This is a genomic window from Desulfuromonas sp. DDH964, assembly GCF_001611275.1.
Lineage (GTDB): Bacteria > Desulfobacterota > Desulfuromonadia > Desulfuromonadales > DDH964 > DDH964.
On record NZ_CP015080.1, the window covers coordinates 1,371,457 to 1,397,672 of the forward strand.

Sequence of the window (26,216 nt, forward strand, 5' to 3'; positions counted from 1 at the left end):
GGCTCCTTCTGCGGAAGAGCGGCTTTGGCTGAAGTTTAGCACCGGACGGGCGGGAGGGCATCCCCTGCCGCTAAAAGAAAGGGGAGGCGCAAAGGCCTCCCCTTTGTCAACTGCTCGCTAGCCTTATTTGCCGGCCGCGAGGGCGGCGTCGATCAGGTCTTTGCCGATGACGTCGTAGAACTCGGGGTAGATGGCCATCATCGCCTCCTGCCACGCTTTGCGCTGGGCCGGGGTGAGCTCGTGAACGGTGGTCTTGCCCGATTCCTTGACTTTGGCCAGATAATCGAGGTCCATCTTCAGGGCGAGGTCGTTGCCGTACTGGGTCGCTTCCTTCATCGCCTGGGTGATCAGAGTCTTCTGCTGGTCGTTGAGTTTGCTCCAGAAGATCTTGTTGGTCACCACCAGGTAGCCGAGGTAGCCATGGTTCGACATGGTGAGATCGGACTGCACCTCGTAGAACTTCTTGGTGTAGAAGTTGGACAGCGGATTTTCGCAGGCATCGACGACCCCCTGCTGCAGGGCGCTGTAGACCTCGGAGAAGGGGAGGACCTGGGGGTTGGCGTTGACCGCCTTGAACTGGGCTTCGAGGACCTTGGAGGACATGATACGGAATTTCAGCCCGGCCGCGTCGGCTGGCATGAGGAGCGGTTTGTTGGCGGAGAGCTGTTTGAAACCGCTGTCCCAGAAGGAGAGGCCGACCAGCCCTTTTTTGCCGACGGTATCCAGAATTTTCTGGCCGACTTCGCCGGCAAGAACCTTGTGCAGATGGTCGGCGTCGTTGAAGAGGAAGGGCAGGTCGACCAGCTGCAGGTTGGGGGCGAAGGAGGTGAACTTGGAGAAGCTCGGCGCCGCCATCTGCACGGCGTTGGTCATCAGCGGGGTCATGATATCCTTGTCGTCGAAGAGCGACGAGTTGGGATAGACTTCGACCTTGATCTCGCCGTTGGAGCGCTCCTCGACCAACTTCTTGAAGTACTCGGCCGCCTGCCCTTTGGGGGTGTCGACAGCGACTACGTGACTGAACTTGATGGTGATGGGGCCGGCGAAGGCCGGGGCGGCGGCCAGCAGGAGAACCAGCAGGCCGGCAAGGATTCCAAACTTACGCATAGACTTTTTCCTCCTAAGGGTTGGGGGGGCTGGCCAGATCGCGTACCAATGGCGAATCTGGGGCCAGTAGCCCGTTCTTGGTGCGATTGAATAACTTCGCGATCAGCCGCCGTACATCAGGTTCGGCAGCCAGAGGGAGATGGCCGGGATATAGGTCAATATCAGCAGGCCGACCAGCAACACGAAGAACCAGGGGAGCGAAGCCTTGACCACTTCGCCCAGACTCAGGCCCGAAATGCCGCTGGCAACAAAGAGGTTGAGCCCGACCGGCGGCGTGAGCATGCCGATCTCCATGTTGACGGTAACGATGACACCGAGATGGATCGGGTCGATGCCGAGCTGCATCGCCACCGGGAAGATGAGCGGGGCGATGATCATGATCAGGCTCGACGGCTCCATGAAGTTGCCGGCGAGCAGGAGCAGCAGGTTGACGAAGACCAGGAACATGTATTTGCTCAGGTTCATGCCGATGATCCAGGCCGCCAGCTCCTGGGGGATCTGCTGGATGGTGAGCAGGTAGGCAAAGACCATGGCGTTGGCGATGATGAACATGATCATCGCCGCCGTCGAGGCGGAAGCCTTGATCACCTCGGGAATCTGCTTCCAGGAGAGATCCCGGTAGATGAACTTGACGACGAAGAAACCGTAGACGGCCGAGACCGCGGCCGCCTCGGTCGGGGTGAAGAGCCCGCCGTAGATGCCGCCGATGATGATGACCACCACCGCGAGGCCCCAGGAGGCGTCCTTGAAGGAGACCCAGATCTCCTTGCCGGAGGCGCGTTCGGTCTTCTTGAAGCCGGCGCGCCGCGCCGCAAGGTAGGTGACCAGCATCAGGCCGCCGCCGAGAAAAATGCCGGGGACCACTCCGGCCATGAAGAGGCGGCCGATCGACTGGTCGACGGTGACACCGTAGACGATCAGGACGATGGACGGTGGAATGAGGATGCCGAGCGAGCCGGAGCAGACGATGGAGCCGACGGAAAAGGCGCTGCCGTAACCGTCGTCCTTGATGGCGCCCATCATGATCGAACCGATCGCCGCCACGGTGGCCGGCGAGGAGCCGCTGACTGCCGCAAAGATGATGCAGGCAAAGATCGCCGACATCGGCAGGCCGCCGGGGAGATGCCCGACCAGGGAGCGGGCAAAGCGGATGATGCGCTTCGCCGCCCCGCCCTGGGAGAGGAAGTTGCCGGCGAGAACGAAGAGCGGGATCGCCATCAGCGCGAATTTGTCGAGCGAGGTAAACATCTGCTGGGCGATGACCAGCGTCGGCTGGTCAGTGAAGAGGAGAATCACCGCCGTCGTGGACAGGCCGAGGGCGACCGCGATCGGTACGCCGATCAGGAGCAGGCTGAAGAGGAGGACAAAGAGAAGTAAGGTTGCCATAGCGGTTAATGCTCCTTCATGACCATGTCATAGCTGAATTGATCGCCCGGGACCCGCAGGGTCTTGATCAGCTTGAGCAGGACCTGGTAGGAGGCGATCGACATCGCAATCGGTACGCAGATGTAGATAATCCAGTAGGAGATCTCGAGGTCGACCGAGGTCATTCCCATCATGTGGTTGAAGACAACGAAGTCGTAGCCCCAGAAGATCAGGCAGATCAGGTAGCCGAGGACGATGGTCAGGCTGCAGGAGAGGACCCACTTGGCCACGCGTGGCGGCAAGGCCTGGATCAGGATGGTGACGCCGAGATGCATGCCGATCTTGAAGCCGTAGGCGGCGCCGAACAGGGCCGACCAGATAAAGAGGTAGGAGGTCGCCTCTCCGGCCCAGGTCAGGGACATGTTGAAGCAGTAACGCAGCACCACGTTGACGAATGCCACCAGGGTGGCCGCCGACATGGTGACGGTCATCACCAGTGTGCTGAAGATCTCCAGGTAGCGGTCAAGTTTTTCAAACATGATTTGCTTCCCATTCTAGAATTAGGGGGGCGCCGGACTCGATATGATGTTCTGCCGACTTTCGTGGGTTAGTTTCCTTTTTTCAGGCCTTTGGCATCAGGGCCGGATCGGACGCTGCTGTATTCCGCGCAAAATGGAACGCCATTCTAAAGTGCCTGGCGGGGGGTGCTATACGCAAAGAGGATGCCAGGGGTAAAAAACCTTTTCATCCTCTGGGGGTGCATTGAAAAAGTAAACGATGTCGGTCTGTTCCGGTTGCGACCCGGGGTGGTCTCCGGGATGAGGAAGGGTGGAAATCGGCCCAATCTGGCCAAAATTGGCCAGCGGCCGCCTTGTCTCGCCGTTGCCCCCTTTTAATCAAAAGTTGGGTTCAATTCCCCGCAGCTTGCTGGGCGATTTTTACTAAGGGTGTAGGCTGTTGATACCCCGTAGCTTGCTGCGGGGTAGTTCATTCCTGGAGATGTGTTAACTGCTTGACAATCTGGATGGGGTTTTTGAAGATGACCGCTGGTGGCGGTTGTGCACTTCAGGAGAATTCAATGCGGCAAACCTTTCTGGCTCCGGCCAAAGTCAACCTCTGTCTCCATGTTCTCGGCAAGCGTGCGGACGGCTACCACGACCTGTTGATGCTGATGCAGCGCATCACCCTCTTCGACCGCGTGGAGATCGCGGTCGCTCCCGCCCCGGATCTCGCCGTCGACTGCGTCGGGGTTCCCCTGGCTGCGGGGGAGGAGAACCTTGCCGCCCGTGCCGCGCGGCTCTTGCTCAGCCATGTCGGATTAAAGGGGCGAGTGACGATTGCCATCGACAAGCAGATCCCGGTCGCTGCGGGACTTGGCGGCGGTTCTTCCGACGCGGCCGCCGTGCTGCTCGGGCTTAACCGGATGCTCGGTCTTGGCGTTTCGAACGAAGCGCTACGGGTGTTGGGGCGTCAGCTCGGTGCGGACGTGCCGTTCTTTGTACTGGAACGCCAGGCCTGGGCCGAGGGGGTCGGCGACCTCCTGGAGCCGACCCCGGGGTTGCCGCCGGTTTCCTACCTGCTGGTCAACCCCAGAATCGCGGTTTCTACGGCCTGGGTCTACGGAAATTTGGGGTTGACACGTCCTGGCGATGTGGCTAAACTGCGCAAGTTTCCCAAGACGCCGGCAGAACTGGTGCGTCTGCTGCACAACGATCTGGAGCAGGTCACCGTTGGGCGCTATCCGGAGCTGGCCACCATCAAGGCGCAGCTGGTCGGGCTCGGTGCCGATGGCGCCCTGATGAGCGGTAGCGGCCCGACCCTGTTCGGCCTTTTTACCGACCCGACTGCGGCCCGACGGGCCAAGGAAATTCTGCAGGCGACACCGGGGTGGCGGGTCTTCCTGGTGGAGCCGTTGGCGGACGGGCCGGCGCAAGTTTAGCAGGCAGGTTTATTTGGGGCGTCGCCAAGCGGTAAGGCACCGGATTTTGATTCCGGCATTCCCAGGTTCGAATCCTGGCGCCCCAGCCATTCACGCCGGGCGGCCTCTTCGTAACGCTGACTTCCGGCCGTCTGCAATTAAGATTCAGCAAACTCCAGAACCGCCCCCCTTCCGGTTAGGTCATGGGTGTTCCATGGCCTACTGGTTTTTCGTGTGAAACAGACCAGGAGACGTGGTGGAAAAGATCAGGATTTTTTCGGGTAATTCGAACGTCCCGCTGGCCAGCGAGATTTGCGCCTGTCTGGGGGTGCCCCTGGCCAAGGCCAAGGTGCGCAACTTTTCCGATGGCGAAATCATGGTCGAGATCGGCGAAAACGTTCGCGGCCGTGACGTCTATGTGATCCAGTCGACCTGCGAGCCCTCCAACAACAACCTGATGGAGCTGCTGGTCATGGTGGACGCGCTGAAGCGTGCCTCGGCGGCGCGCATCACTGCAGTCATGCCTTATTTCGGTTATGCGCGCCAGGACCGCAAGGTGGCGCCACGAACTCCGATTACCAGTAAACTGGTCGCCGACCTGATCGCTACGGCCGGCACTGACCGTGTGCTGACCATGGATCTCCACGCCGGCCAGATCCAGGGCTTTTTCAATATCCCGGTCGATCACCTCTATGCCGCTCCGGTCATGCTTGCCGACATCAAGGAGAACAACAGCAGCCGCCTGGTTGTTGTCTCCCCCGATGCCGGCGGTACCGAACGGGCGCGGGCTTTTGCCAAGCGCCTCGACGCCGGTCTGGCGATCATCGACAAACGACGCAGCGGGCCCAACGTTTCCGAGGTCATGCATATCATCGGGGATGTCGAAGGGGAGGTCTGCCTGATCGTCGATGATATGATCGACACGGCCGGAACCCTCTGCCAGGCGGCCAAGGCCCTCAAGGAGAAGGGGGCGAAGGAGGTTTTCGCCTGTGCAACCCACGCGGTCCTGTCGGGGCCGGCGCTGGAGCGGATCAACGAGAGCTGTCTGCGGGAGGTGGTGATCACCAACACCATCCCGACCACGGAGAAGATCGCGATCTGCCCCAAGCTGCGCTCTTTGTCGGTTGCCGGCCTGCTGGCCGAGGCGATCAAGCGCATCAATAGCGACGAGTCGGTCAGCTCGCTCTTTGTTTAGCGACCGATAAGGTCACCTGGATTTTCAAACACCGATCGCCGACCGGAACGCCGGTCGCAAGTTGAATGGAGGATAGCTATGGCCCAATCGAATCTCAACGTCACCCTGCGCGCCGATCTCGGCAAGGGCGGGGCGCGCGCTGCCCGCCGCCAGGGGCTGGTCCCGGCCGTTGTTTATGGCAAGGGGCTGGAGCCCTGCGCCGTCAACGTCGAACCGAAAGCCCTGAAGCAGGCGATTGCCACCGAGGCAGGCTGGAACACGCTGATCACCCTGTCCGGGGAGGGCCCCTTCAATGGCCGCGTGGTGATCCTCAAGGATCTCCAGGTCAGCGCCATTCGCCGCGAAGCGCAGCATGCCGACTTCCAGGTCATCGACCTGACCAAGAAGGTTCACGTCATGGTACCGGTCCACCCGATCGGCAAATCCGCCGGGGAAAAAGCCGGTGGCAACCTGCAGGTGATCCGGCATGAGCTCGAGGTGGTCTGTCTGCCGACCGCGATTCCGGCTTCCATCGATGTCGATGTGGCCCATCTCGCCATCGGCGACGTGCTGCATGTCGCCGACCTGGTGGTGCCGGCGGGGGTCGAAATCCCCCACGAAGTCAACTTCACGGTAATCACCGTCACTGGTCACAAGGAAGAGGCCGAAGAAGTGACGGAGGGTGCCGAGGAAGTCGCGGCGGAGTGAGTCGTCACCGATGATGCTGGTCGCCGGCCTCGGTAATCCTGGGGAACGCTACGCGGCGACGCGTCACAATGTCGGTTTCATGGTCGTCCAGCGGCTCGCTGCCGCCCACGGCTTGGCCCTGAAAAAGAAGGGGCACCAGGGAGTGTATGGCACCGGCCGGATCGCCGGGATTGAAGCGACCCTGCTGCTCCCCCTGACCTTCATGAATCTCAGCGGTGCCAGCGTCGGCTCGGCATGCAAATCCCTCGGCGTCGAACCGGGGGATTTGATTGTGGTCCACGACGAGATCGATCTCCCCTTTGGCGCCTTGCGTATCAAGGCCGGTGGCGGGCATGGCGGTCACAACGGGCTGCGCTCGATCTGCGGCAATCTTGGCAGTGGCGAGTTTTTGCGCCTGCGCATCGGCGTCGGCCGGCCGCCGCAGGGCGGGGATGTCGCCGGCTACGTACTCAACCCCTTTTCCGCCCGGGAGCGGGGTGAGCTCGACCAGGTGCTGGCGGCGGGAGTCGCAGCTCTGGAAACGCTGCTGGTCCGCGGAGCGGCGGCGGCCATGAACGAATTCAATAACCGGGCTTTTGCCAGCCCGGACTAATTCAAACCGAGACGGAACAGAGAGGGAAGGAACTGACCATGGAACTGCAGATGTTTGCACCAATCCTGGGGGTGATCGGCTTTGCCATCGCGCTGGTGATCTACACGGTGATCAAGGCCCAGCCGATCGGCAACGACAAGATGAAGGAAATTTCCGAGGCGATTCATGCCGGTGCCATGGCGTTTTTACGCCGCGAGTACACCGTGCTGGCCGGGTTCATCGTCCTGGTCTTCTTCCTCATCCTGCTGGCGATGGGCTTCCAGACCGCGATCGCCTTCGTCGGCGGCGCGCTCTGCTCGATGCTCTGCGGTTTCATCGGCATGAAGGCCGCGACCCGCGCCAATGTCCGCACCGCCGAGGCGGCGCGGACCTCCGGCCAGGGTTCGGCCCTGATGGTTGCTTTCAACGGCGGCGCGGTCATGGGCCTGGCGGTCGCCTCCATGGGCCTGATCGGCGTCGGTATCGCCTATATCGTTTTCGGTGGTGATCCGGCCACTGCCCAGTACATCAACGGCTTCGCCATGGGCGCCTCCTCCATCGCCCTCTTCGCCCGCGTCGGTGGCGGCATCTATACCAAGGCCGCGGACGTCGGCGCCGACCTCGTCGGCAAGGTCGAGGCCGGAATCCCCGAGGACGATCCCCGCAACCCCGGCGTCATCGCCGACAACGTCGGTGACTGCGTCGGCGACACCGCCGGCATGGGCGCCGATATCTTCGAGTCCTACGTCGGTTCGATCATCGCCACTATCGCCATCGGCGCTACCGCCGGCGCCGGCCTGATGAGCACCCTCGCCGGAGCTCCGGTCGAGGTCGGCTCCGACCTGTTCAAGCTGACCCAGGCCAACGCCATGCTGCTGCCGCTGGTGCTGGCCATGGCCGGTCTGATCTTCTCCCTGATCGGCGTCGGTTCGATGAAGTTTCTCAAGGGGATCGATCCGGCGGCCGCCCTGCGCTACACCACCTTCGTTGCCGCCGGCCTCTTCCTGGTCGCGACCTTCTTCATCACCCGCGCCATGCACATCAGCAACGGGGTCTTCTGGGCGGTCCTCGCCGGTACCCTGGCCGGCATCGCCATTGGCCTGGTGACCGAGTATTACACCGCCGCCGCCCCGGTCTCCCGCATTGCCGAGGCGAGCAAGACCGGGCCGGCGACCAACATCATCCACGGTCTCGCGGTCGGTCTTGAAAGCACCGCCGGTCCGATCCTGATTATCTGCGTCGGTATCTTCGTCGCCAACCACTTCGCCGGTCTCTACGGCATCGGTATCGCTGCGGTCGGCATGCTCGCCACCGTTGGCGTCACCATGACCGTCGATGCCTACGGGCCGATCGCCGACAACGCCGGCGGGATCTCGGAGATGGCCGGTCTCGGACCGGAAGTCCGCAAGATCACCGACGGCCTCGACGCCATCGGCAACACCACCGCCGCTGTCGGCAAGGGTTTCGCCATCGGTTCCGCCGCCCTCACCGCCCTGGCGCTCTTTTCGGCCTATGCAACGGCGGTCAAGCTGGAGACCATCAACCTCATCAACCCCCGCGTCGTCATCGGCCTCTTCATCGGCGGCGCCCTGCCGTTCTTCATCGGCGCTTTGACCATGACCAGCGTCGGTCGTGCCGCCGGCAAGATGGTCGATGAAATCCGTCGCCAGTTCCGGGAAATCCCGGGCCTGCTCGAAGGGAAGGAAGGGGTCAAGCCGGAGCCGGAAAAATGTGTCGACATTTCGGCCCGCGCCGCGCTGCGCGAAATGGTCCTGCCTGGCATGGTCGCGGTCATCGCGCCGGTGCTGGTCGGCTTCCTGCTGCAGAAAGAAGCCCTCGGCGGCATGCTCGCCGGTGCGACCCTGGCCGGCGTGCTGCTGGCGCTGATGATGTCCAACGGTGGCGGCGCCTGGGACAACGCCAAGAAATATATCGAGAAGGGCGAACTGGCCGGCGAGAAGAAGGGGGGCGAGGCCCACAAGGCGGCCGTGGTCGGAGATACCGTCGGCGACCCCTTCAAGGACACTTCGGGCCCGGCGATGAACATCCTCATCAAGCTGATGAGCGTCGTCTCCCTGGTTATCGCGCCGCTGCTGGTCTGATCGGCAGCAGCTAATGCTGTGACATCGATAGCCGGGGCTTGCCCCGGCTATCGATGTTCTGGCCTCCAGCCCACTCGGCACAGGGGGGCGGGTTCCCCCTCACTCCAGACGGATCACGGTCTTCCCATGGGATTCAAATGCGGTATCGTCGGCCTGCCCAACGTCGGCAAGTCGACCATCTTCAACGCCATCACCAGCGCCGGTGCGGAATCGGCCAATTACCCCTTTTGCACCATCGAGCCGAACGTCGGCGTCGTGGCGGTGCCCGACCGGCGCCTCGATGCGCTGGCGAAGATCGTCAAGCCGCAGCGGATTCTGCCGACGAGCATGGAGTTTGTCGACATTGCCGGCCTGGTCAAGGGAGCCAGCAAGGGGGAGGGGCTCGGCAACCAGTTCCTCGGCCATATCCGCCAGGTCGAGGCGATTGCCCATATCGTGCGCTGTTTTGACGACGAGAACGTCGTCCACGTCGATGGCAGCGTCGACCCGTTGCGGGATGCCGAGGTGATCCAGACCGAGCTCAACCTCTCCGACCTGGAGACCGTCGAAAAACGGATCGCCCGCACCGAAAAGCAGGCCAAGAGCGGAGACAAGAAGCTGCAGGCCGAGCTGGCGGTGCTGGTCAAGGTGCGGGAAGTCCTCAATGCCGGCCGGCCGGCCCGGACCACCCCTCTCGACAGCGATGAGCGCCTGGTGCTGCGCGATCTGCAGCTGATCACGGCCCGCCCGGTTCTCTATGTCGCCAACGTCGCCGAGGACGACCTCGCCGGCGACCACCCTTACGTGGCGCGGTTGCGTGAGCATGCCGCCCGGGAAGGGGCCGAGCTGGTGGTGATCTGCGGCAAGATCGAGGCCGAGATCGCCGAACTTCCGGAAGAGGAGAAGGCGGAATTCCTTCACGAACTCGGGGTCGCCGAACCGGGGCTCGACCGGATGATCCATGCCGGCTACAAGCTCCTCGGCCTGATTACCTATTTCACCGCCGGGGTCAAGGAGGTCCGCGCCTGGACCATCCCCGATGGCGCCCGGGCGCCGCAGGCGGCAGGCGTGATTCATACCGATTTCGAAAAAGGCTTTATCCGTGCCGAAGTCATCGCCTATGACGATTTTCTCCGCGCCGGCGGGGAGGCGGGCGCCAAGGAGAAGGGCTTGATGCGGCTGGAGGGGAAGGATTACGTGGTCAAGGATGGCGACGTCATGCACTTTCGCTTCAACGTGTGAGAAGGAAAGTCATTGAATAAATGAAAAAAGTGTGGTAACAACAGCATTCCCTTTCCTGATTAGGTCTGATTCTCAGCTATGACACATTCTGTCGCACAGGGAGCATAGAGTTTGGCCATGGAACTCATGAATAACAAGGAGGTTAGCATCCATGGCCATCAATCGTATCCAGTTCCAACCGGGGCTGAGCTTGGCTGATTTTCTCAAAGACTATGGTACGGAGGCCCAATGCGAGGCGATCCTTGAGCACTCGCGCTGGCCCCAAGGATTTGTCTGTCCAGCATGCGGTGCAAGCCGCGCGGTCCAGTTTCGGCGAGGACGGTCGAACATCTTCCAGTGCTGTCGCTGCCGCAAACAGATCTCGCTGATCTCCGGAACGATTTTCCATGGGAGCAATCTGCCGCTGACCCAGTGGTTTCTGGCCCTCTACTTCATGACACAAGGCAAGTCCGGCCTGTCGATGCTGGAGTTGAGACGAATGCTGGGTTTGAGCTACAAAGCGGCTTGGCGGCTCAAGCACAAGCTCATGCAGGCGATGTTCGAGCGCGAAGAGACAACGGTTCTGGCCCAGCGGGTCGAGATCGACGACGCCTACTTGGGCGGGGAACGCTCCGGCGGTAAGGTTGGTCGCGGTTCGGAGAACAAAGTTCCCTTCATTGCGGCAGTGGAGACCAGTCACGAGGGCCATCCGCTGCGAGCTGTTTTTAGCCGGGTGACGACCTTCAGCAGCCATGACGTTGATCAATGGGCCAAGAATCACTTGGCACCGACGGCGCTGGTCGTTTCTGATGGCCTGAATTGCTTCCGCGCCGTCACCAAGACTGGGTGCTACCATCAGCGAGAGGTGGTTGGTGATCAACGCAGAAGTACCGACATGGGCTGCTTCCACTGGATCAACACCATCCTGGGCAATCTTAAGACGGCCATGGCCGGAACGTATCATGCGTTTGACTTCGACAAATATGCGCATCGCTATCTGGCCGAGTTTCAGTACCGGTTCAACCGGCGGTTCGATCTGCGCAGCATGCTGCCAAGACTGCTGTTCGCCTGTGTCTCAATCGGCAAGCGGCCCGAGGCCTGGCTTCGCCGAGCTGAGAATTGGACCTAATCAGGTTCCCTTTTGACCGGGCGATTCTCCGCCCGCTCTCCTTGCTCCGGCCGGTGCCGGGGCTCACAACCCGTGAGGAGGTTTATTGATGCGTACCTACGAAACGATTTTCATTGTCCACCCGGACGTCGCCGGCGAGGCCTACACCGCTGCCGTCGACAAGTTCAAGGGGATTCTCACCGATCAGGGGGCCGAGATTCTCAAGGCCGATGAGTGGGGGACCCGCAAGCTCGCCTATCCGGTGAAAAAGCAGACCCGCGGCAGCTACGTCCTGGTCGCCTACGAAGCCGGTCCCAAGGTGGTCGCCGAGCTCGAGCGCCGCATGCGTATTGATGATGCGATCATCAAGTTCCAGACCGTCTACCTGGAGAACGGTCTGCAGATCGAAGCCGCTCCGGTGGCCGAAGCGCCGGCACCGGCTGCTGAAGACGCCGATGCGACGTCTGACGAGGCCGCTGAGTAACCCTGACCGACAACCAGTTTACGGAGGATTGACATATGGCTGCACCGACTCGTCCCGCCCGTTCCGGCGCTGCCCCGCGGCGGCGTTTCTCCCGCCGCAAGGGCTGCCGCTTCTGTGGTGACAAGACGCTCAAGATCGATTACAAGGAAACCCGTACCCTGCGCTATTTTGTTTCCGAACGGGGCAAGATCGTGCCGCGGCGGATCTCCGGCAACTGCGCCGAGCATCAGCGCAAGGTGACCGAGGCGATCAAGCGGGCCCGCAACATTGCCCTGCTTCCTTTCACCGCCGGTCATTCCATCGACTAGCCGGATTTGTTAACGGCGAAGTCATGAACCCCGGTCAACGCCTGCTATACCTGGTCGCAGCCGCGATTGTCACCTTGCTGCTGATGATTGCTGCCGGTACCGCAGGACCTGCAGGCCTCTTTCTCAACCTGCTCCTCTCCCTGCCGGTCGCCTACCTGGTGATGCGCTGCGGCCCTGCCGCCGGTTGTGTTGCCGTCGTCCTGGTCGGACTCGGGCTCTGGTGGGGAGGCGATCCGACGACGCTTGGCAGTTACCTGCTGCAGTTTGGAATCGGTTCGCTGCTGTTGCCCACCCTGTTGCGGCGCGGAATCGGCTGGGACCGGGCGGTGGCCCTGACCGTGCTGGTGACGGTCGCCGCCAGCGCCCTGGCCCTGGCCGGTTATGCGGCCTGGAGTGGGACGACCCTGCACGGGCTGGTTGAGGGGTACGTCAGTTCCGAACTCGACAAGGCGCTGGCCATTTACCAGGGCGCCGACCTGCCGGCGGACCAACTCGGCGAATTCCGTAAGCTTGCCGAGGGAACCGGGGCCTTCATGCTCCGCGCCTACCCGGCTCTGGCCGCTGTTGTCAGCGGCCTGGTACAGATGCTGACCCTGTTCCTGCTCGCCGCCTTGTCCCGGGGGAACTACCTGGTCCCAGAGCCCCTGTTCGGTCAATGGCGCGCCAGCGAGCTGCTTATCTGGCCCCTGATTGCCGGTGGCTTCGGGGTCGCCTTTGCCAGGGGAATTCCCCAGGATGTGGCTCTCAACCTGCTGACGGTCCTGTTGCCCGTCTATTTCTTGCAGGGCCTGGCCGTCGTCAGTTATTTTTTCGTCCGCAAGGGGATTTCACCCCTCTTTCGGGGGATTGGCTACCTGCTGGTTACGGTCCTCAATCCGCTGCCGTTGATCGTTACCGGCATCGGCGTATTCGACCTGTGGGCAGATTTCAGAAAACCGCGAATTAAAAAGACCTAGCGCTTTTTTCGGAGGAGATCGATGAAAGTAATTCTGACAGAAAATGTAGACGGCCTCGGCAAGATCGGGGACATGGTCAAGGTGAAGCCGGGTTTTGCCCGCAACTACCTGGTGCCGCGCAGCCTCGCCGTTGAGGCGAGCCTGCGTAACGTCAAGGAACTCGAGCACCAGAAGCGGCAGATGGCCCGCAAACTCGAGAAGGTGACCCAGGAATCGGAAGTCCTCAAGCAGCGGATCGAGAAGGTCTCCTGCGTCCTGGCCCACCGCGCCGGTGAAGAAGGGAAGCTCTTCGGTTCCGTCACCAGCATGGAACTGGAGGCAAAACTGGCTGAAGCCGGGATCGAGATCGACCGCAAGAAGATCCAGCTCGATGAACCGATCAAGGCCCTGGGCAGCTACCAGGTTCCGGTCAAGCTCCCGGCCGGGGTGGTTGCCGAGATCAAGGTCACGGTCGTCGCCGCCGAGTAGTTCCGGCACCCTGCAGCGCGCCATCTTCGTTATCCCAGCGACCGGGGTCTCAAGGCCCCGGTCGCTCACCTGTTTGCCAGGATCAGTTCATGGCCGAGAGCGCCCATCGCCTCCCCCCACAGAGCCTGGAAGCCGAGATGTCGGTCCTCGGCGGGGTGTTGCTGGAAAACGAGGCCCTCAACAAGGCCCTCGAGATCCTGCGTCCTGAAGACTTCTACCGCGAAGCCCACCGAAAAATTTTCAACGCCATCATCGATCTCAGTGACAAGGGTGAGCCGGCCGACCTGGTCACCCTGACCGCCCTTTTGCAGCAGCGGGGGGAGATCGATGAGATCGGCGGCAACGCCTACCTCGCCACCCTGGTCGATTACGTGCCGACCGCCGCCAATATCGCCTACTACTGTCGGCTGGTCAAAGAGAAGGCGATCGGGCGCCACCTGATCCATGTCGCCACCGAGATCGCCACTCGCGGCTACGATGGCGGCGAGGTCGAACAGACCCTCGACTGGGCGGAGAAGTCGATCTTCGAGATCACCGGGATGAAGACCCGCCCCTCCTACTTCTCCACCCGCGAAATCATGAAGGACACTTTCAAGGCGATCGAGAAGCTCTACGATCGCAAGGAGGCGGTGACCGGCGTGCCGACCGGCTTCACCGACCTCGACACCATGACCGCCGGTCTGCAGCCCGGAGACCTCGTTATTGTCGCCGGTCGGCCGTCGATGGGGAAGACCGCTTTTGCGCTGAACATGATCGAGCATGCCGCGGTCCATGCCGCCGAGCCGGTGCCGACGATCATCTTCTCGCTGGAGATGAGCAAGGAGCAGCTGGTGCAGCGTCTGCTCTGCTCGGTCTCCAAGGTCGACGCCTCGCGCCTGCGCACCGGGCATCTCGGGGATTCCGACTGGCCCAAGCTGACCAGCGGCGCCGGGTTGCTGACCGAGGCGCCGATCTATATCGACGATACCCCGGCGATCTCGGTCCTCGAACTGCGCGCCAAGGCGCGGCGGCTCAAGGCCGAGCGCAATCTCGGCATGATTGTCGTCGACTACCTGCAGTTGATGACCGGGCACAACGCGGAAAGCCGCCAGCAGGAGATTTCGGAAATCTCCCGCTCGCTCAAGGCCCTCGCCAAAGAGCTGAGCGTTCCGGTCATCGCCCTCTCCCAGCTCAACCGCTCCCTCGAGAACCGTACCGACAAGCGCCCGATCATGGCCGACCTGCGTGAATCGGGCGCCATCGAACAGGACGCCGACGTCATCATGTTCGTCTACCGCGAGGCGGTCTACTGCGAGGCCTGCAAGAGCAAGGAGAAGACCTGTGACAAGGGGCATGAGCGGAATGCGGAGATCGTCATCGGCAAGCAGCGTAACGGGCCGATCGGCACCGTCAATCTGACCTTCCTCGGCGCCTTCACCCGCTTCGAGAACCAGACCCGGCGCGTCGACGGCTTCTGATCCGCGGGGTGAGCTGCCGTGGTCAGGGACGGCGCCGGTAGATGACGTGGCGAAAGTGGCGATGCTCGGTCACCTGGACCACCTGCCAGACGCCGCGCTCAAAGTCGGGAAAATAGGTATCGCCGGGATAGTCGGCGCGGACCCAGGAGATGTGGAGGGTATCGACCCGGGAGAGGGCCTGGCGGTAGAGGTCGGCGCCGCCGATGAAAAAGAGGCGCCGCATTCCCTCTGCGGCAAGCGCCACGGCTTCCTCCATGCGGTGGCAGACCAGGACCCCCGGCGTCGACGTCAGGCTGCGGCTGAGGACGACGTTGCGGCGGCCGGGGAGCGGCCGGCCGATCGCTTCGAAGGTTTTCCGGCCCATGATCAGGCTGTGCCCCCAGGTGAGGGTGCGGAAGAGGTCCAGCTCTTCGGGAAGATGCCAGGGCAGCCGACCGCAGTCGCCGATCACCCGGCGGCGAGTCATTGCCGCGCAGAGAACCTTCTCAACGCCGTCGTCCTTCATCCACCCCCCGTCCGCAGGAGCCGGCCAATGAGCTCTTTTCCCCGCGACACCCACAGCAAGACCATCGGTTATCTCCTCTGGCTGTTCGGCTTTACCGGCGCCCATCGCTTCTATTACGGCAAACCGTTCACTGGCACCCTCTGGTTTTTTACCCTCGGTCTGCTCGGAATCGGCTGGCTGGTCGACCTCTTTCTGATCCCCGCCATGGACCGCCAGGCCGATCTGCGCTTTGTCCCGGGAGTGATCGATTACAGTGTCGCCTGGTTGCTGCTCACCTTCCTCGGCTTCTTCGGCGTGCACCGCATGTATCTGGGGAAATGGCCGACAGCGCTCCTCTATCTGCTGACCTGTGGCCTCTTCGGGATCGGCTGGCTCTACGATTTCTTTACCCTCAACCAGCAGGTCGCCGAACGCAACAGTCTTCGCTGATCGCCAAAAGTGCCCTCCCTCAGTCGTTATCGAGGCGGAAGCGGATCGGCACCCGGACCGTCGTCGCGATCGCCTGTCCAGCCTGGCGCGCCGGTTCGAACTTCCAGTTGCGCACCGCTTCGATGGCGGCTTCGTCGAGAAGCGGGTAGCCCGAGGACTGCTCAAGGTGCACTGTTTCGACTCCACCGCTGCTGCCGATCCGGATCTGGAGCCAGACCGAACCGGCCCAGCCCTGTTCCCGGGCCTGGCGCGGATAGGCCGGTGGCGGGTTGCTGGCGGCCTGCGGTGCGGTGGCGGTGCTGGGGCTGTTAGTTCCCTGCCGCTGCTCCAGGATGGGGGCAGGGCGTACGGCCTTGCTCGCGGTTTTGTACTCTTTTCCCTCCCCGCCATCCAGCGTCGGTGCCTGCGGCCGTTGCGGGGGCGATGGGAGGTTTGGCAGCGGCAAGTCGACCGCTGGTTTGAAATCGGGCGGCACCGGGACCGGGACGGTCGGTTTCTGCGGGGGAGGGGCGTGAGGTCTTGGGGGCTGGGGGGGGAGAGCTGGCGCTGGGGACGCTCCTGCTTCCGCCGCCTGCGGGGTACTGAAGCGGTTATTGGCCGCTGCGGAGATGAGTCCAACCTCGACCCTTTCAGGACGTCTGGGCGCGGCGTCCTGCGGTGGGGAGGAGAGGGTCAGCAGCGCCGCATGGGCGACCAGGGATATCCCGATACAGATTGTCAGTATCCGCAGGTTCAAACCATGTCCCGCCAAGTCTGTTCAACCCCGATTGCAAACCGGCCGATTTCGGCGCCGTGGCTACCGGGTCCGTGAAATGGGGAGATTATCCCACTTTGACCGGTACTTTTGCGATAAGAAAAGTTGCCAATTGCGTCAGCGGCTGTCGTCCCGACTTTAGCGGCCGGGCAGTAACGCCGGTCGTGCATGGGCATGTTAACTAAAATACAAGAGTTTTTAATTGGAAGAATAACTTTTACAGATTTTCTCGGGATTTAAGGCAGTTGGTTTACGAGTTGCATCCAGCCCGTTTACGGTGAAATGTTTTTAGTGTGAAGTAGAAACCCCCGTCCTCTGGACGGGGTCAGAGTCCTTTGGCTTTGCCAAAAGGGCTCATGGCAATCCATATTCAGGCGTTGTTCCCGCAACGACCTGAACAGAAAGGAAAGCCATGAGCCGTTTTCGAAAATTAACACATGCGATCTGGCACTGCCAGTATCACATCGTCTGGGTGCCCAAGTATCGCTTCCGGATATTGGAAGGTGAACTGGCGCAAGAAGTTCGAGCGTGTATCCGGATCTTCAGCGAGCAGAGTCACTGCGAGGTCGTCGAGCTGAATGTCCAGAAAGACCATATTCACCTGATCATCATGGTGCCGCCCAAGGTGTCCATTTCGGAGTTGATGGGGCGCCTGAAGGGCCGATCAGCGATACGTATTTTAAAGAACCATCCCAAGTTGCGGAAGAAACGCTACTGGGGCAATCATTTTTGGGCGCCCGGCTACTGCGTTGACACGGTAGGCCTGGATGCCGAGATGATCAGGCGCTACGTGCGGTATCAAGAGCAGCATGAGAAGAAAGTGGAACAACAGCAACTCAAATTCTAATTGTTGTGGACGTGGGAACAACGCTCCGGTGACCCTCTTTGGGGGTCACCGGCAACGCCCCCTCTGGGGGCGCCTTTAAAGCCCCGTCCTCTGGGCGGGGTTTTTTTACACCATTCCCCGCTCTTGGAGTAAATAATTCCAGCCAGGATGTGAGATGCGAAGCAACAGCAGCACAAATGGCAGACTCTTTTTTCCCTTTACCCTGGCGATGCTCGGCCTGGCCCTGTGGTTGGGAGGAGCGTCGACTCAGGTTTTGGCCGCCGATCCTCTGCTGCCAATGGCAGAGCCATCTGTCGGTGAAGACTTGCCGGTGCTGCCGTTGCTGGAGGTGGTGGCGACCCCGGTGGACGCGATCAGCGGCAGCAGCTCCATCAAGGCCGTTGATATCACCGTAATACCTGCCGGCGACAGCAATATTACCGACCTGTTGCCGCTCCTCCCCGGCGTCCAGGCCAGCGACCAGGCCAACTCTTCCAAGACGGCCGGCGAAATCCTCCCCGCTCTCCTCTCGATCTCCGGTGGCAAGGTCTATCAGAACAACTTCCGCATCGACGGGTTTGGCAACAACAGCCTGCTCGATCCGATCGCCGATAATCCCGGCGCGGTGAATGATGTCCCCGGCCATCCCCAGGAAATCTTTCTCAATTCGCGCCTGATCGGCGACATGACGGTTTACGACAACAACATCCCGGCCCGTTTTGGCGGCTTTGCCGGCGGGGTGGTCGATGTCACCATCCGCGATCCGAAACCGGTTTTCAGCCTGACCACTGCCTACCGCACGACCCGCGATGAATGGACCGAGTTCCACGTTGCCGATTCGGAGGCGGACGCTTTTGAGAATTCCACCAGCGAGGCCCGGCAGCCTCACTTTCGCAAGCATCAGGTCGGGGTCGAAATCGATATCCCCCTCGCCCCGGAGACCGGGCTGCTTCTTGCCGTGGAAACCCTCTACTCCCGGATCCCGCTGATGCTTCTGGGACACCAGGAGGACCAGAGCCGGCGCAACGACAACTATCTGCTGAAGCTGGTGCACCGGCCCGCTCCGCAGGCGAAGCTGACCCTCGACCTGATCCACAACCCCTACCGGGGGAATTTTTTCATCAAGGACACCAGGAACAGCGGTTTTCAAATTTACGGTGGCGGTTCGGCCCTGGCTGGTGGTTATGAGCTGAAGCAGGGGGACGGCAGCCTCGAACTGCACGGGGCGCTGCGCCGCAGCGTCAACGCGCGGGAGGCCGCGCCCGAGTTCTTCAACTGGGCGAATACGGCGATCACCGACTGGGGAACCCTGGCCGGGATCTCTTCCAGCCGCGAAGGGGGATTTGGCGATCTTCGCAAAACCCAGCGCAGTGTCGAGTTCAGCGCGGACTGGCTCTCGCGCAGTTTCCGCGTCGGGGCTCTGCGCCAGCAGCTCAATGCCGGCCTCGAGCTGTCACAGACCAGCGCCAAGTTCTCCCGGCAGGAGACCAGCTACAACTACGCGACCCCCAAGGTCGATGCCACCGTCACCTGCACCCCCGGTGACCCGGCCTGTATCGATGGCGATCAATGGCTGAGCCGGCGCAACTATTATGTGGCCGGCACCAGCACCGCCCGCATCAGTCAGCAGGCGCTCTACCTGGAGGACCGCCTGCACTTCAAACGGATCGATCTGCGCCCGGGGCTGCGGCTTTCCCACGATGATTTCATGGAGAACACCGACCTGGCGCCGCGGTTCGGAATCGCCTTCGATCTCTTCGGTCATAACGAGAGTGTGCTGGTCGGTGGCTGGAACCGCTATTACGGCCAGACCCTGCTGACCTACAAGCTGCGTAAGGTGACCCCGGCGGCCGTGACCGAAACCCGCGTGCTGGTCGGGACCACGCCCGGCGACTGGACGCTCAAGCCGAGTACGATCCCCGCCCAGGCGACCAGTTATTCCACCCTCAAGACCCCCTACCAGGACGAGGTGGTCGGCGGCCTCGATCAAGCCGTCGGTGGTGGGGTTGCCAAGTTACGCTATGTGCGGCGCAATGGGTACGATGAGTTCGCCCGCGAGACCGACCCTTTCGACCCGGCCAACCCGGGCGCCCAGCGCTATGCCCGCCTCAATAACAATGGCCGCAGCCGCTACGAGAGCGGCCGCCTTGAATGGGGGCGCCGCTGGACCGGCCAGAAGCTGAATCTGAATGCGACCTGGCAGCGGACGAAGGCGACCCACGAGAATTACGACGAGACCCTGGTCGCCGCCGATTTCAGCGACCTGGTTTACTACGAAGGGGACCTGCTGCATATCGATGAGCTGCCGCGCGAGAACTACAACCGCTCCTGGCTGCTCAACCTGACCTATGCGGTGGCCCTCGGCAAGGGGTTCCAGTTCACCAACGTCACCCGCTACCGGAGCGGCTACCGGGACCTCGCCCCCAGTGGCGAGGTCATCAATGTCGATGGCATCGATTACCCCCGCTACGCTGCGGTAAAGCGGCCGAGCGCCACAGTCTTCGACTGGCAGTGGGCCTGGATGGGCTCCCCCTGGGAAGGGCAGGCGCTCAAATTGACTCTCGACATCCTCAACGTCTTCAATCGCCGTTTCTATCTCGGCAATGCCAGTGACGAATTTGAACTCGGCCGCCAGTTCTGGGCCGGAGTCGAATACACCTTCTGAGCTGGGCCAATACCCGGGGTCCGGTCCTGGATTTATTCTTTTCCGTTCATCAAAGCAATTCCCGCCCGTTTGTCGAATCCCCAGCCGTTGAAAAGCCGCACAGTATATTCACCGGCCTGCACGGGTTTGCGGACTTCGAACACCCGTTCCCCTTGCCTGGTCTTCCCCCACTGCTCACCGAGAATCGGTTCCGGCAGAAGACTGATACCGGAGCCGCTGCCGACGGCAAGGAGCCGGCCCTCGGTAAACGCTACGGTCCGAATGCGGGTCTGGGTTGGCAGCAGAGCAACTTCCAGGGGGCGTGCGGGGTTGGAAATATCAAAGGCATGGACGTCGTTTTCCAGATCGGCGACGTAAAGCAGATCGTCGTGGGCGGTCAAGGCAAAGGCCGCTCCCAGATTCTCAATCTGGCCGATCAGGCGCGGGTTCGCCGGTTCTGAGACATCCACTATCTTGACGCCTGCGCTGCCATGCGCGATATAGGCCATCGAGCCGTGCAGCAAGACCTGGTTGGCATTGCTGTTGGGGAGCTCGCTCTGGGGCCAGGGCGACTGCAACTGCCCGGCAAGTCGGGGCGATCGCGGGTCGGAGAGATCGATCACCACCAGCCCTTCCTTGCCGACGGCGAGGTAGGCATGAGTACCGGTGGAAGTTATGTCGCGGGCCGGGCCGGGCAACAGCAGGTGGCCAAGGAGAAGGGGCTGCTGCGGATTCCTCAGGGAATAGACCTGGAATTCACCGGAAGTCTCCGTTGCCAGCAGCAACCCGCCGGCCAGGGCCAGGGAGGTTACCGGATCGCTGCTCGCGACCTGACCGACCCGTTGCGGATGAATCGGGTCATCGACCGCTATGACCAGGATGCCACCGGAGCCGTCGGCCAGGTAGACGAGATTGCCGCTGATAGCCATGTCCTGGCAAATACCCGGGGTGTCGATGGTTCCGACGATACGCGGGGGGGTGTCGACAACGTTATCCAGAATCACCAGCCCCGCTTCCCCGGCGGCAAGAAAGACAAGCTCTTGTCCCGCGCGGATCCGGCGGATCCGCTCATCGAACTTCAGTAACGGGGTGCGGGTGAGCTCCGGCAGCTGGTCAAGATCGATAACCTCAAGGCCCGAAACCCCGGATGCCAACAAGGCTACCTTGTTGATAAGAGCCACGGCGGTCGCATTGCCGGGGCTGTCGATGGCATGCCGCAGGAAGGGACGGCGGGGGTCGGCGACATCAATGATTTGCAGACCGTTTTCGCCGGCCGCCAGGTAGGCCTGCGTCCCCCGGACCTCGACCTTGAAGGAACGTACCGGGCTGGCGAGGTACGACAGCACCCGGATCCGGCCGGGGGGGGCCAGATCGATGACCTGGAGGCCCCCGCTGCTCGCCGCCACGTAGCCAAGGGTGCCGACCGTGGTCATGCTGGAGGCGCCGCCGGGCAGGGCGAGACGCTGGCCGAGGCGGGGATGCCGCGGGTTCTCGATATCGACCACCACCAGGCCGCTTTTGCCGCAGCTGATCAGGAATCGATGGCCCACCTTGATTCCGTGCCAGGGGATGTTGGGGAGGGCCGTCTGGCTGAGGAGAGCCGGGCTGGACGGGTCACGGATGTCATAAATCCGCAACGTCCTGTCGGTGGTTAGGACATAGACAAGGTTGTTCTCGCCGCAGGCGTGCAGGGCCGGGCTGCTGGTGGTGATCGTTCCCAGCAGCTCTGGATTCGCCGGATCCTGGATGTCGACCAGGTGAATCCCGGCGTTCATGGCGGCGACCAGCAGGGTCGTGCCGGAGGCGCTCAGGCCCCAGGCGCGTCCGGGGAGATTCAGGGAGGCGATGATCCGTGGCCGCTCGGGGTCTTTGAATGAGACGGTTTGCACGCCGCGATAGCTGTTGGCGACCAGGCCGTAGTCGCCGGCGAGGATGAGATCCCGGGCCAGGCCGTAGGTGGGCAGGTTGGCGAGTACCGCCCGCTGCCCGCCGCTGTCGCGGACGAGGGAGAGGCGGGTGTCCGGGGAGAGGTTCTCCCCGGCAACGGCCAGGCGAAGTACCCCTGGGCGCGTGGCATTTAACTGGCGCAGGGTGGTGATTTGTGGTGCGACTCCCGGCTTAGCCGGAAATGCGAGAGACCAGAGGAGCATCGCCACGAGCACCAGATAGAGGCCGCTGCCGAGGCCGAGCAGAAAAATAGGACCGGATCGTCGCCGTGGCCGCAGCGCTGTCGCGATCGGCGCCTCCTCCCGCCTCAGGTCCTTAGCCATTTTTCAACCATGTCGAGTAATTGCTGCTGTTTAAAGGGCTTGCTCAGGTAGTCGTCCATTCCCTCGGCGCGGCAGCGCTCGGCATCTTCGGCCTGGGCGTGGGCGGTCAGGGCGACGATTGGCGTGCTGTCGCCGCGGTCGCGTATCGCTCGGGTTGCAGTAAAACCGTCCATGCCCGGCATCTGGCAATCCATGAGGATCAGGTCGTAGCTCCCTGCTTCGCTGCACGCCACGGCCTCATGGCCACTGGCGACCATTTCAAGGGTGTAGCCGGCGAGAATTAGGCCGATCAGTCGCTGGGTGGTCGGATTGTCCTCGGCGACCAGGATCCTGCCCGGTTTCTGCCGGGCGGTGCCGGCCTCGCCCCGGGTATCCCGGGCAGTCGGTTCTTTGCTCTCCTCCAGCTGGGTGGGGGGAAGCAGCAGCTGGGGCAGGATCGACATCCGCAGTGGTTTGAACAATAAATCATCCCGCCCGGCCAGGTCGGGACCCCGGGTGCCGGCAGGGTAGGCATGGGGGACGAGAAGGATCTCCCGGGTGCCGGTAAAGAGTGGCGACAGGCGCAGCTCGTCGAGCGTCCGCGAATTGGGCTCCAACAGCAGCGCATCGAGGAGGGCGAAACGGAAAGGGGGGCGTCCCGCGGCCTCCGTAAGGAGGCGATCCACTTCATCGGCATGACCTACCGCTACCACGGTGAGCCCGAGCCGGGTGAGCTCCTCGGAGAGAAGCTCGCGAGTCCCGGTATGGTCATCCCAGACCAGAACCGTTCCGAACTCCTCGGAATGACCCGCAGGGAGGGGCGCCGGCTCCGGCAGCCGGAAGGGGATGGAGAAGCTGAAACTGGAGCCCTGGTTAAAGGTGCTGGTCACCTCCGTTTGGCCCCCCATCATGGTCACCAGCTGCCGAACGATGGCCAGACCGAGTCCGGTGCCACCGTAGAGTCTGCTGGTCGAATTGTCCCCCTGGGAAAAGGACTCGAAGAGCCTTTGCAGTGCCGCCGGCTCAATGCCGATGCCGGTATCCTTGACGGTGCAGCGTACCAGAACGCCACCGGCAGCCAGGGGGCTGGTCGCAAACTGGAGGCCGACCTCGCCCCGCTCGGTAAACTTGACCGCATTGCCAACCAGGTTGAGGAGAATCTGGCGAATCCGGCCCGGATCACCGATCAGGGTCGCCGGGCAGGCGGTATCAACCCGGCCAAAGAGTTCCACCCCCTTGCTGTAGGCCTTCTCCCCGAACAGGCCGAGAACATCCTCGACGATCAACTGCAGGTTGAAGGGGACATTCTCCAGTTCCAGCTTGCCCGCTTCGATTTTGGAAAAATCGAGAATATCGTTAAGGACCGCCAGCAATGCCTCCCCCGAGTTGTGGACAGTGCGTGCCATGATGAGCTGGTTCTGGTCCAGGGGAGTGCGCAGCAACTGTTCGGTCATGCCGAGGACGCCGATCATCGGCGTGCGGATTTCGTGGCTCATGTTGGCGAGAAAGCGTGATTTGGCCTGACTTGCCGCCTCGGCAAGATGGCGGGCCTGGTCGAGCTCGGTGACTGTTTGTTGCAGCTGCCGGTTGGTTTTGCTCAGTTCCTCGGTGCGCTGGGCGACCTGGACTTCCAGCCCCTGGCGGTAGGTTGCAAGGGTTTGGTCGCGGCGGGCGATATGGTCGAGCATCTCATTGAAGACGGTGACCAGGGTGCCAACCTCGTCCCGGGTGGTGGCGACGGCCCGCACCGAAAAATCCTCCGTTGCCGAGACTTCCTTCATGGTCGAAGCGAGCTGCAGGATCGGTCGCGAGATGACTTCCTGCAGGCGTGCGGAAAAGAGGTAGGCGATCACCAGCACGACCCCCATCACCAGCAGGGAGCCGAGCAGGAATCGTAGCAACCAGGTGCGCAGAGCGCTAAGGTCGGATTGCAGATAGACCAGTCCCAGTCGCTGGCCATCAAGCAGGACGGGGAGTGCCACCTCCAGGGAGCGGAGGGTGAAGAGCTGGGCAACCTCGCCCTGTTCGGCGCTCTCCATCACCAGCTGCCGGGTGACGGGTAATTCGGGTTTTTTCGCGCCGGGCGGATCGAGGGCCCGGTACTGGGCATAGGGCTTCAGGTTTTTGTCGAATATCAGGGCGAGGCGGATTTCCGGTTCGCTGCTCAGGGAGGCGAGAATCGCTTCGGCGGTCGGGAGGTCGTGGAAAAGCAGGGCTGAGCTGCTGTTGGCACCGATGACCTTGGCCAGCGCGGTCGTCTTGTTGATGAGGCTGTTGCGGAACGAGACAATCTCGGAGAAGACATAGGCTCCCGACGCCAGCAGCAATACCAGCCCGCTGGTGGCGAGCATGATGGTGGTCAGCTTGGTTTTGAGGGACGTCTCTGCGAAGAGTCGTGGCATCGTCTTCGTTCCGCCGACGGCCGGTTCGGGGCCTAGTCCTTTTTCAGGTCGATCCCCAGCACCTGGATCTTTTTGCGCAGGGTATTGCGGTTGATGCCGAGAATCTCCGCGGCCCGGACCTGGTTGCCACGCGTCTTGTCGAGCACGATGCGGATCAGGGGGCGCTCCATCTGCTGCAGAACCATTTCGTAGAGGTTGTCGAGGTCCTGCACGTCCATCTGGGCCAGGGAAGAATGCAGCTTGTTGGCAATCAGTGCTTCGAGGGAACCCTCGTTGTCGCGCCGCTGGGCGCCGCCGAGCAGCCCGGGAAAGTCCTCGGGGGTGAGGATCTGGTCCGGGGAGAGGAGAGCGGCGCGCTGGATGGCGTTTTCCAGTTCGCGGACGTTCCCGGGCCAGCTGTATCCCTTGAACAGGCGCATGGTTTCTTCGGTACAGCCGCGGGCCGGTACGCCGAGATTTTCCGCAGCGCGTTGAATGAAGAACTCCACCAGCAACGGAATGTCCTCGCGGCGTTCGCGCAGGGGCGGTAACTCGATCGGCACCACATTGAGGCGGTAGAAGAGGTCCTCGCGGAATTCGCGGTTGCGCACCTTCTCCTTGAGGTCCTGGTTGGTAGCGGCGACAATCCGGACATCAACCGCGATGGAGGTCGATCCGCCGGTACGGGTTACCTCTTTTTCCTGCAAAACGCGCAGCAGCTTGGCCTGGAGTTCGAGGGGCATGTCGCCGATTTCGTCGAGGAAAATGGTCCCGCCGTTGGCCTGCTCGAACTTGCCGGCTTTGCGCTCCACGGCGCCGGTGAAGGCGCCCTTCTCGAATCCGAAAAGCTCGCTTTCGAGGAGTTCCCGGGGGATGGCCGCACAGTTAAGAGCGAGAAACGGTTTGCCAAGGCGAGGGCTGTTGAAGTGGATGGCGCGGGCCACCAACTCCTTGCCGGTCCCTGATTCCCCGGTAATCAGAACGGTAATGTCGGCCGGCGCGACCTTGCCGAGGACCTTGTAGACCTCCTGCATGGCGCGCCCCTTGCCGATAATATTCCGGTCCAGCTGATAGTGATCGCGAATCTCCTCCTTGAGAAGCTTGACTTCTTCGGTCACCTCCGAGGCCTTGCGGGCCTTGAGGATGATGGCATCGAGAGCATCGAGGTCGAAGGGCTTGGTGATGTAGTCGTACGCGCCCCGCTTCATCGCTTCGACGGCATTTTTCATCGACGATTCGGCCGTCATGATGACGACCAGCACCTCCGGGGATTCGCTCTGGATTTTCGAGAGCAGATCGAGCCCGGACGTCCCCGGCATCTTGATGTCGAGTACCGCCAGATCGTAGCGATTCTGGCGCAACAGGGCCAGCGCCTCCGTTCCGTTCGCCGCAAGGTCGACGGAATATCCCTGTTTGGTCAGGGACTTGGAGAGAACCCAGCGGATACTTTCTTCGTCATCAGCTACCAGAATTCGGCGAATTGACATGGCAGGGCTATCCAG

Annotated in this window: 23 protein-coding genes and 1 tRNA gene; 16 read left to right on the forward strand and 8 right to left on the reverse strand. The window is 62.0% G+C overall.

All coding sequences use genetic code 11. The features are described from left to right. Nucleotides 1-123: 123 nt before the first annotated feature. The 3 genes from DBW_RS06250 to DBW_RS06260 form a co-directional block, all read right to left on the reverse strand. Nucleotides 124-1,107 (reverse strand): TRAP transporter substrate-binding protein, encoded by a 984-nt coding sequence (locus DBW_RS06250; protein WP_066725804.1) that lies wholly within the window; start codon nt 1,105-1,107, stop codon nt 124-126. A 102-nt stretch (nt 1,108-1,209) separates the two neighbouring features. Continuing rightward, nucleotides 1,210-2,493: a TRAP transporter large permease gene (locus DBW_RS06255; RefSeq protein ID WP_066725807.1), complete on the reverse strand. Its 1,284-nt coding sequence runs from the start codon at nt 2,491-2,493 to the stop codon at nt 1,210-1,212. 5 nt (nt 2,494-2,498) lie between these two features. Beyond that, nucleotides 2,499-3,011, reverse strand: a complete 513-nt coding sequence (locus DBW_RS06260; protein WP_066725810.1) for a TRAP transporter small permease — start codon at nt 3,009-3,011, stop codon at nt 2,499-2,501. 539 nt (nt 3,012-3,550) lie between these two features. Between DBW_RS06260 and ispE the strand changes: the two genes are divergently transcribed. The 13 genes from ispE (at nt 3,551) to dnaB (ending at nt 14,926) form a co-directional block, all read left to right on the forward strand. After that, complete coding sequence (ispE, locus tag DBW_RS06265; protein WP_066725813.1) at nt 3,551-4,411, forward strand: 4-(cytidine 5'-diphospho)-2-C-methyl-D-erythritol kinase; 861 nt, start codon at nt 3,551-3,553, stop codon at nt 4,409-4,411. A gap of 14 nt (nt 4,412-4,425) precedes the next feature. Beyond that, nucleotides 4,426-4,500: transfer RNA gene (locus DBW_RS06270), tRNA-Gln, on the forward strand. Between the two features lie 143 nt (nt 4,501-4,643). Then, entirely contained in the window at nt 4,644-5,585 is a 942-nt protein-coding gene (locus tag DBW_RS06275) for a ribose-phosphate pyrophosphokinase (RefSeq protein ID WP_066725817.1), read from the forward strand. 78 nt (nt 5,586-5,663) lie between these two features. After that, nucleotides 5,664-6,272, forward strand: a complete 609-nt coding sequence (locus DBW_RS06280) for a 50S ribosomal protein L25 (protein ID WP_066725820.1) — start codon at nt 5,664-5,666, stop codon at nt 6,270-6,272. After that, nucleotides 6,247-6,864 carry an aminoacyl-tRNA hydrolase gene (gene pth, locus DBW_RS06285; protein ID WP_231875393.1) on the forward strand — a complete coding sequence of 206 codons (618 nt, stop codon included), beginning with the start codon at nt 6,247-6,249 and terminating at the stop codon, nt 6,862-6,864. Before DBW_RS06280 ends, pth begins: the two co-directional genes overlap by 26 nt. Nucleotides 6,865-6,902: 38 nt before the next feature. Continuing rightward, complete coding sequence (locus tag DBW_RS06290) at nt 6,903-8,945, forward strand: sodium-translocating pyrophosphatase (RefSeq protein ID WP_066725827.1); 2,043 nt, start codon at nt 6,903-6,905, stop codon at nt 8,943-8,945. 126 nt (nt 8,946-9,071) lie between these two features. Beyond that, entirely contained in the window at nt 9,072-10,166 is a 1,095-nt protein-coding gene (ychF, locus tag DBW_RS06295) for a redox-regulated ATPase YchF (RefSeq protein WP_066725830.1), read from the forward strand. 151 nt (nt 10,167-10,317) lie between these two features. Then, nucleotides 10,318-11,274 carry an IS1595 family transposase gene (locus DBW_RS06300; RefSeq protein ID WP_066723977.1) on the forward strand — a complete coding sequence of 319 codons (957 nt, stop codon included), beginning with the start codon at nt 10,318-10,320 and terminating at the stop codon, nt 11,272-11,274. 88 nt (nt 11,275-11,362) lie between these two features. After that, nucleotides 11,363-11,737 (forward strand): 30S ribosomal protein S6, encoded by a 375-nt coding sequence (rpsF, locus tag DBW_RS06305; RefSeq protein WP_066725833.1) that lies wholly within the window; start codon nt 11,363-11,365, stop codon nt 11,735-11,737. Between the two features lie 35 nt (nt 11,738-11,772). Beyond that, a complete protein-coding gene (rpsR, locus tag DBW_RS06310) occupies nt 11,773-12,045 on the forward strand; it encodes a 30S ribosomal protein S18 (RefSeq protein WP_066725836.1) in 273 nt (90 codons plus the stop codon). A gap of 23 nt (nt 12,046-12,068) precedes the next feature. After that, nucleotides 12,069-13,001 carry a YybS family protein gene (locus DBW_RS06315; RefSeq protein ID WP_066725839.1) on the forward strand — a complete coding sequence of 311 codons (933 nt, stop codon included), beginning with the start codon at nt 12,069-12,071 and terminating at the stop codon, nt 12,999-13,001. Nucleotides 13,002-13,022: 21 nt separating this feature from the next. After that, nucleotides 13,023-13,469, forward strand: a complete 447-nt coding sequence (rplI, locus tag DBW_RS06320) for a 50S ribosomal protein L9 (RefSeq protein WP_066725843.1) — start codon at nt 13,023-13,025, stop codon at nt 13,467-13,469. Nucleotides 13,470-13,558: 89 nt separating this feature from the next. Continuing rightward, on the forward strand, nt 13,559-14,926 hold the full coding sequence (dnaB, locus tag DBW_RS06325; RefSeq protein WP_066725845.1) for a replicative DNA helicase: 1,368 nt from the start codon (nt 13,559-13,561) through the stop codon (nt 14,924-14,926). 22 nt (nt 14,927-14,948) lie between these two features. On the opposite strand, the gene DBW_RS06330 is transcribed toward dnaB, so the two are convergent. Beyond that, nucleotides 14,949-15,431 (reverse strand): dihydrofolate reductase, encoded by a 483-nt coding sequence (locus DBW_RS06330; RefSeq protein WP_066725848.1) that lies wholly within the window; start codon nt 15,429-15,431, stop codon nt 14,949-14,951. A gap of 27 nt (nt 15,432-15,458) precedes the next feature. Between DBW_RS06330 and DBW_RS06335 the strand changes: the two genes are divergently transcribed. Then, a complete protein-coding gene (locus DBW_RS06335; protein ID WP_066725851.1) occupies nt 15,459-15,860 on the forward strand; it encodes an NINE protein in 402 nt (133 codons plus the stop codon). A gap of 19 nt (nt 15,861-15,879) precedes the next feature. On the opposite strand, the gene DBW_RS18080 is transcribed toward DBW_RS06335, so the two are convergent. Beyond that, nucleotides 15,880-16,596 carry an energy transducer TonB gene (locus tag DBW_RS18080; protein WP_197463740.1) on the reverse strand — a complete coding sequence of 239 codons (717 nt, stop codon included), beginning with the start codon at nt 16,594-16,596 and terminating at the stop codon, nt 15,880-15,882. Nucleotides 16,597-17,026: 430 nt separating this feature from the next. Between DBW_RS18080 and tnpA the strand changes: the two genes are divergently transcribed. Beyond that, nucleotides 17,027-17,461 carry an IS200/IS605 family transposase gene (gene tnpA, locus DBW_RS06345; RefSeq protein ID WP_066724805.1) on the forward strand — a complete coding sequence of 145 codons (435 nt, stop codon included), beginning with the start codon at nt 17,027-17,029 and terminating at the stop codon, nt 17,459-17,461. Between the two features lie 154 nt (nt 17,462-17,615). Further along, a complete protein-coding gene (locus tag DBW_RS06350) occupies nt 17,616-20,105 on the forward strand; it encodes a hypothetical protein (protein WP_066725857.1) in 2,490 nt (829 codons plus the stop codon). Between the two features lie 32 nt (nt 20,106-20,137). Here the strand turns inward: DBW_RS06350 and DBW_RS06355 are convergent, their stop codons facing one another. Genes DBW_RS06355 through ntrC form a run of 3 tightly spaced genes read right to left on the reverse strand, consistent with a single transcriptional unit; the run spans nt 20,138 to nt 26,201 of the window. Beyond that, the gene (locus DBW_RS06355) at nt 20,138-22,354 is read right to left on the reverse strand and encodes an LVIVD repeat-containing protein (protein WP_066725860.1); all 2,217 of its coding nucleotides are present in this window, start codon (nt 22,352-22,354) and stop codon (nt 20,138-20,140) included. Then, on the reverse strand, nt 22,339-24,735 hold the full coding sequence (locus DBW_RS06360; protein ID WP_066725863.1) for a response regulator: 2,397 nt from the start codon (nt 24,733-24,735) through the stop codon (nt 22,339-22,341). The genes DBW_RS06355 and DBW_RS06360 overlap by 16 nt, the downstream gene beginning before the upstream one ends. A 32-nt stretch (nt 24,736-24,767) precedes the next feature. Further along, on the reverse strand, nt 24,768-26,201 hold the full coding sequence (ntrC, locus tag DBW_RS06365) for a nitrogen regulation protein NR(I) (protein WP_066725866.1): 1,434 nt from the start codon (nt 26,199-26,201) through the stop codon (nt 24,768-24,770). Between the last annotated feature and the right edge of the window lie 15 nt (nt 26,202-26,216).

What these genes read in the sequence shown, in the direction of transcription:
- DBW_RS06330 (WP_066725848.1), bottom strand. Translation starts at nt 15,431, where the DNA reads ATGAAGGACGACGGCGTTGAGAAGGTTCTCTGCGCGGCAATGACTCGC.
- DBW_RS06360 (WP_066725863.1), bottom strand. Translation starts at nt 24,735, where the DNA reads ATGCCACGACTCTTCGCAGAGACGTCCCTCAAAACCAAGCTGACCACC.
- DBW_RS06300 (WP_066723977.1), top strand. Translation starts at nt 10,318, where the DNA reads ATGGCCATCAATCGTATCCAGTTCCAACCGGGGCTGAGCTTGGCTGAT.
- tnpA (WP_066724805.1), top strand. Translation starts at nt 17,027, where the DNA reads ATGAGCCGTTTTCGAAAATTAACACATGCGATCTGGCACTGCCAGTAT.
- DBW_RS06260 (WP_066725810.1), bottom strand. Translation starts at nt 3,011, where the DNA reads ATGTTTGAAAAACTTGACCGCTACCTGGAGATCTTCAGCACACTGGTG.
- ntrC (WP_066725866.1), bottom strand. Translation starts at nt 26,201, where the DNA reads ATGTCAATTCGCCGAATTCTGGTAGCTGATGACGAAGAAAGTATCCGC.
- DBW_RS06290 (WP_066725827.1), top strand. Translation starts at nt 6,903, where the DNA reads ATGGAACTGCAGATGTTTGCACCAATCCTGGGGGTGATCGGCTTTGCC.
- DBW_RS06250 (WP_066725804.1), bottom strand. Translation starts at nt 1,107, where the DNA reads ATGCGTAAGTTTGGAATCCTTGCCGGCCTGCTGGTTCTCCTGCTGGCC.
- DBW_RS06280 (WP_066725820.1), top strand. Translation starts at nt 5,664, where the DNA reads ATGGCCCAATCGAATCTCAACGTCACCCTGCGCGCCGATCTCGGCAAG.
- DBW_RS06315 (WP_066725839.1), top strand. Translation starts at nt 12,069, where the DNA reads ATGAACCCCGGTCAACGCCTGCTATACCTGGTCGCAGCCGCGATTGTC.
- DBW_RS06350 (WP_066725857.1), top strand. Translation starts at nt 17,616, where the DNA reads ATGCGAAGCAACAGCAGCACAAATGGCAGACTCTTTTTTCCCTTTACC.
- rpsF (WP_066725833.1), top strand. Translation starts at nt 11,363, where the DNA reads ATGCGTACCTACGAAACGATTTTCATTGTCCACCCGGACGTCGCCGGC.
- DBW_RS06335 (WP_066725851.1), top strand. Translation starts at nt 15,459, where the DNA reads ATGAGCTCTTTTCCCCGCGACACCCACAGCAAGACCATCGGTTATCTC.
- dnaB (WP_066725845.1), top strand. Translation starts at nt 13,559, where the DNA reads ATGGCCGAGAGCGCCCATCGCCTCCCCCCACAGAGCCTGGAAGCCGAG.
- ispE (WP_066725813.1), top strand. Translation starts at nt 3,551, where the DNA reads ATGCGGCAAACCTTTCTGGCTCCGGCCAAAGTCAACCTCTGTCTCCAT.
- rpsR (WP_066725836.1), top strand. Translation starts at nt 11,773, where the DNA reads ATGGCTGCACCGACTCGTCCCGCCCGTTCCGGCGCTGCCCCGCGGCGG.
- ychF (WP_066725830.1), top strand. Translation starts at nt 9,072, where the DNA reads ATGGGATTCAAATGCGGTATCGTCGGCCTGCCCAACGTCGGCAAGTCG.
- DBW_RS06355 (WP_066725860.1), bottom strand. Translation starts at nt 22,354, where the DNA reads ATGGCTAAGGACCTGAGGCGGGAGGAGGCGCCGATCGCGACAGCGCTG.
- rplI (WP_066725843.1), top strand. Translation starts at nt 13,023, where the DNA reads ATGAAAGTAATTCTGACAGAAAATGTAGACGGCCTCGGCAAGATCGGG.
- DBW_RS06255 (WP_066725807.1), bottom strand. Translation starts at nt 2,493, where the DNA reads ATGGCAACCTTACTTCTCTTTGTCCTCCTCTTCAGCCTGCTCCTGATC.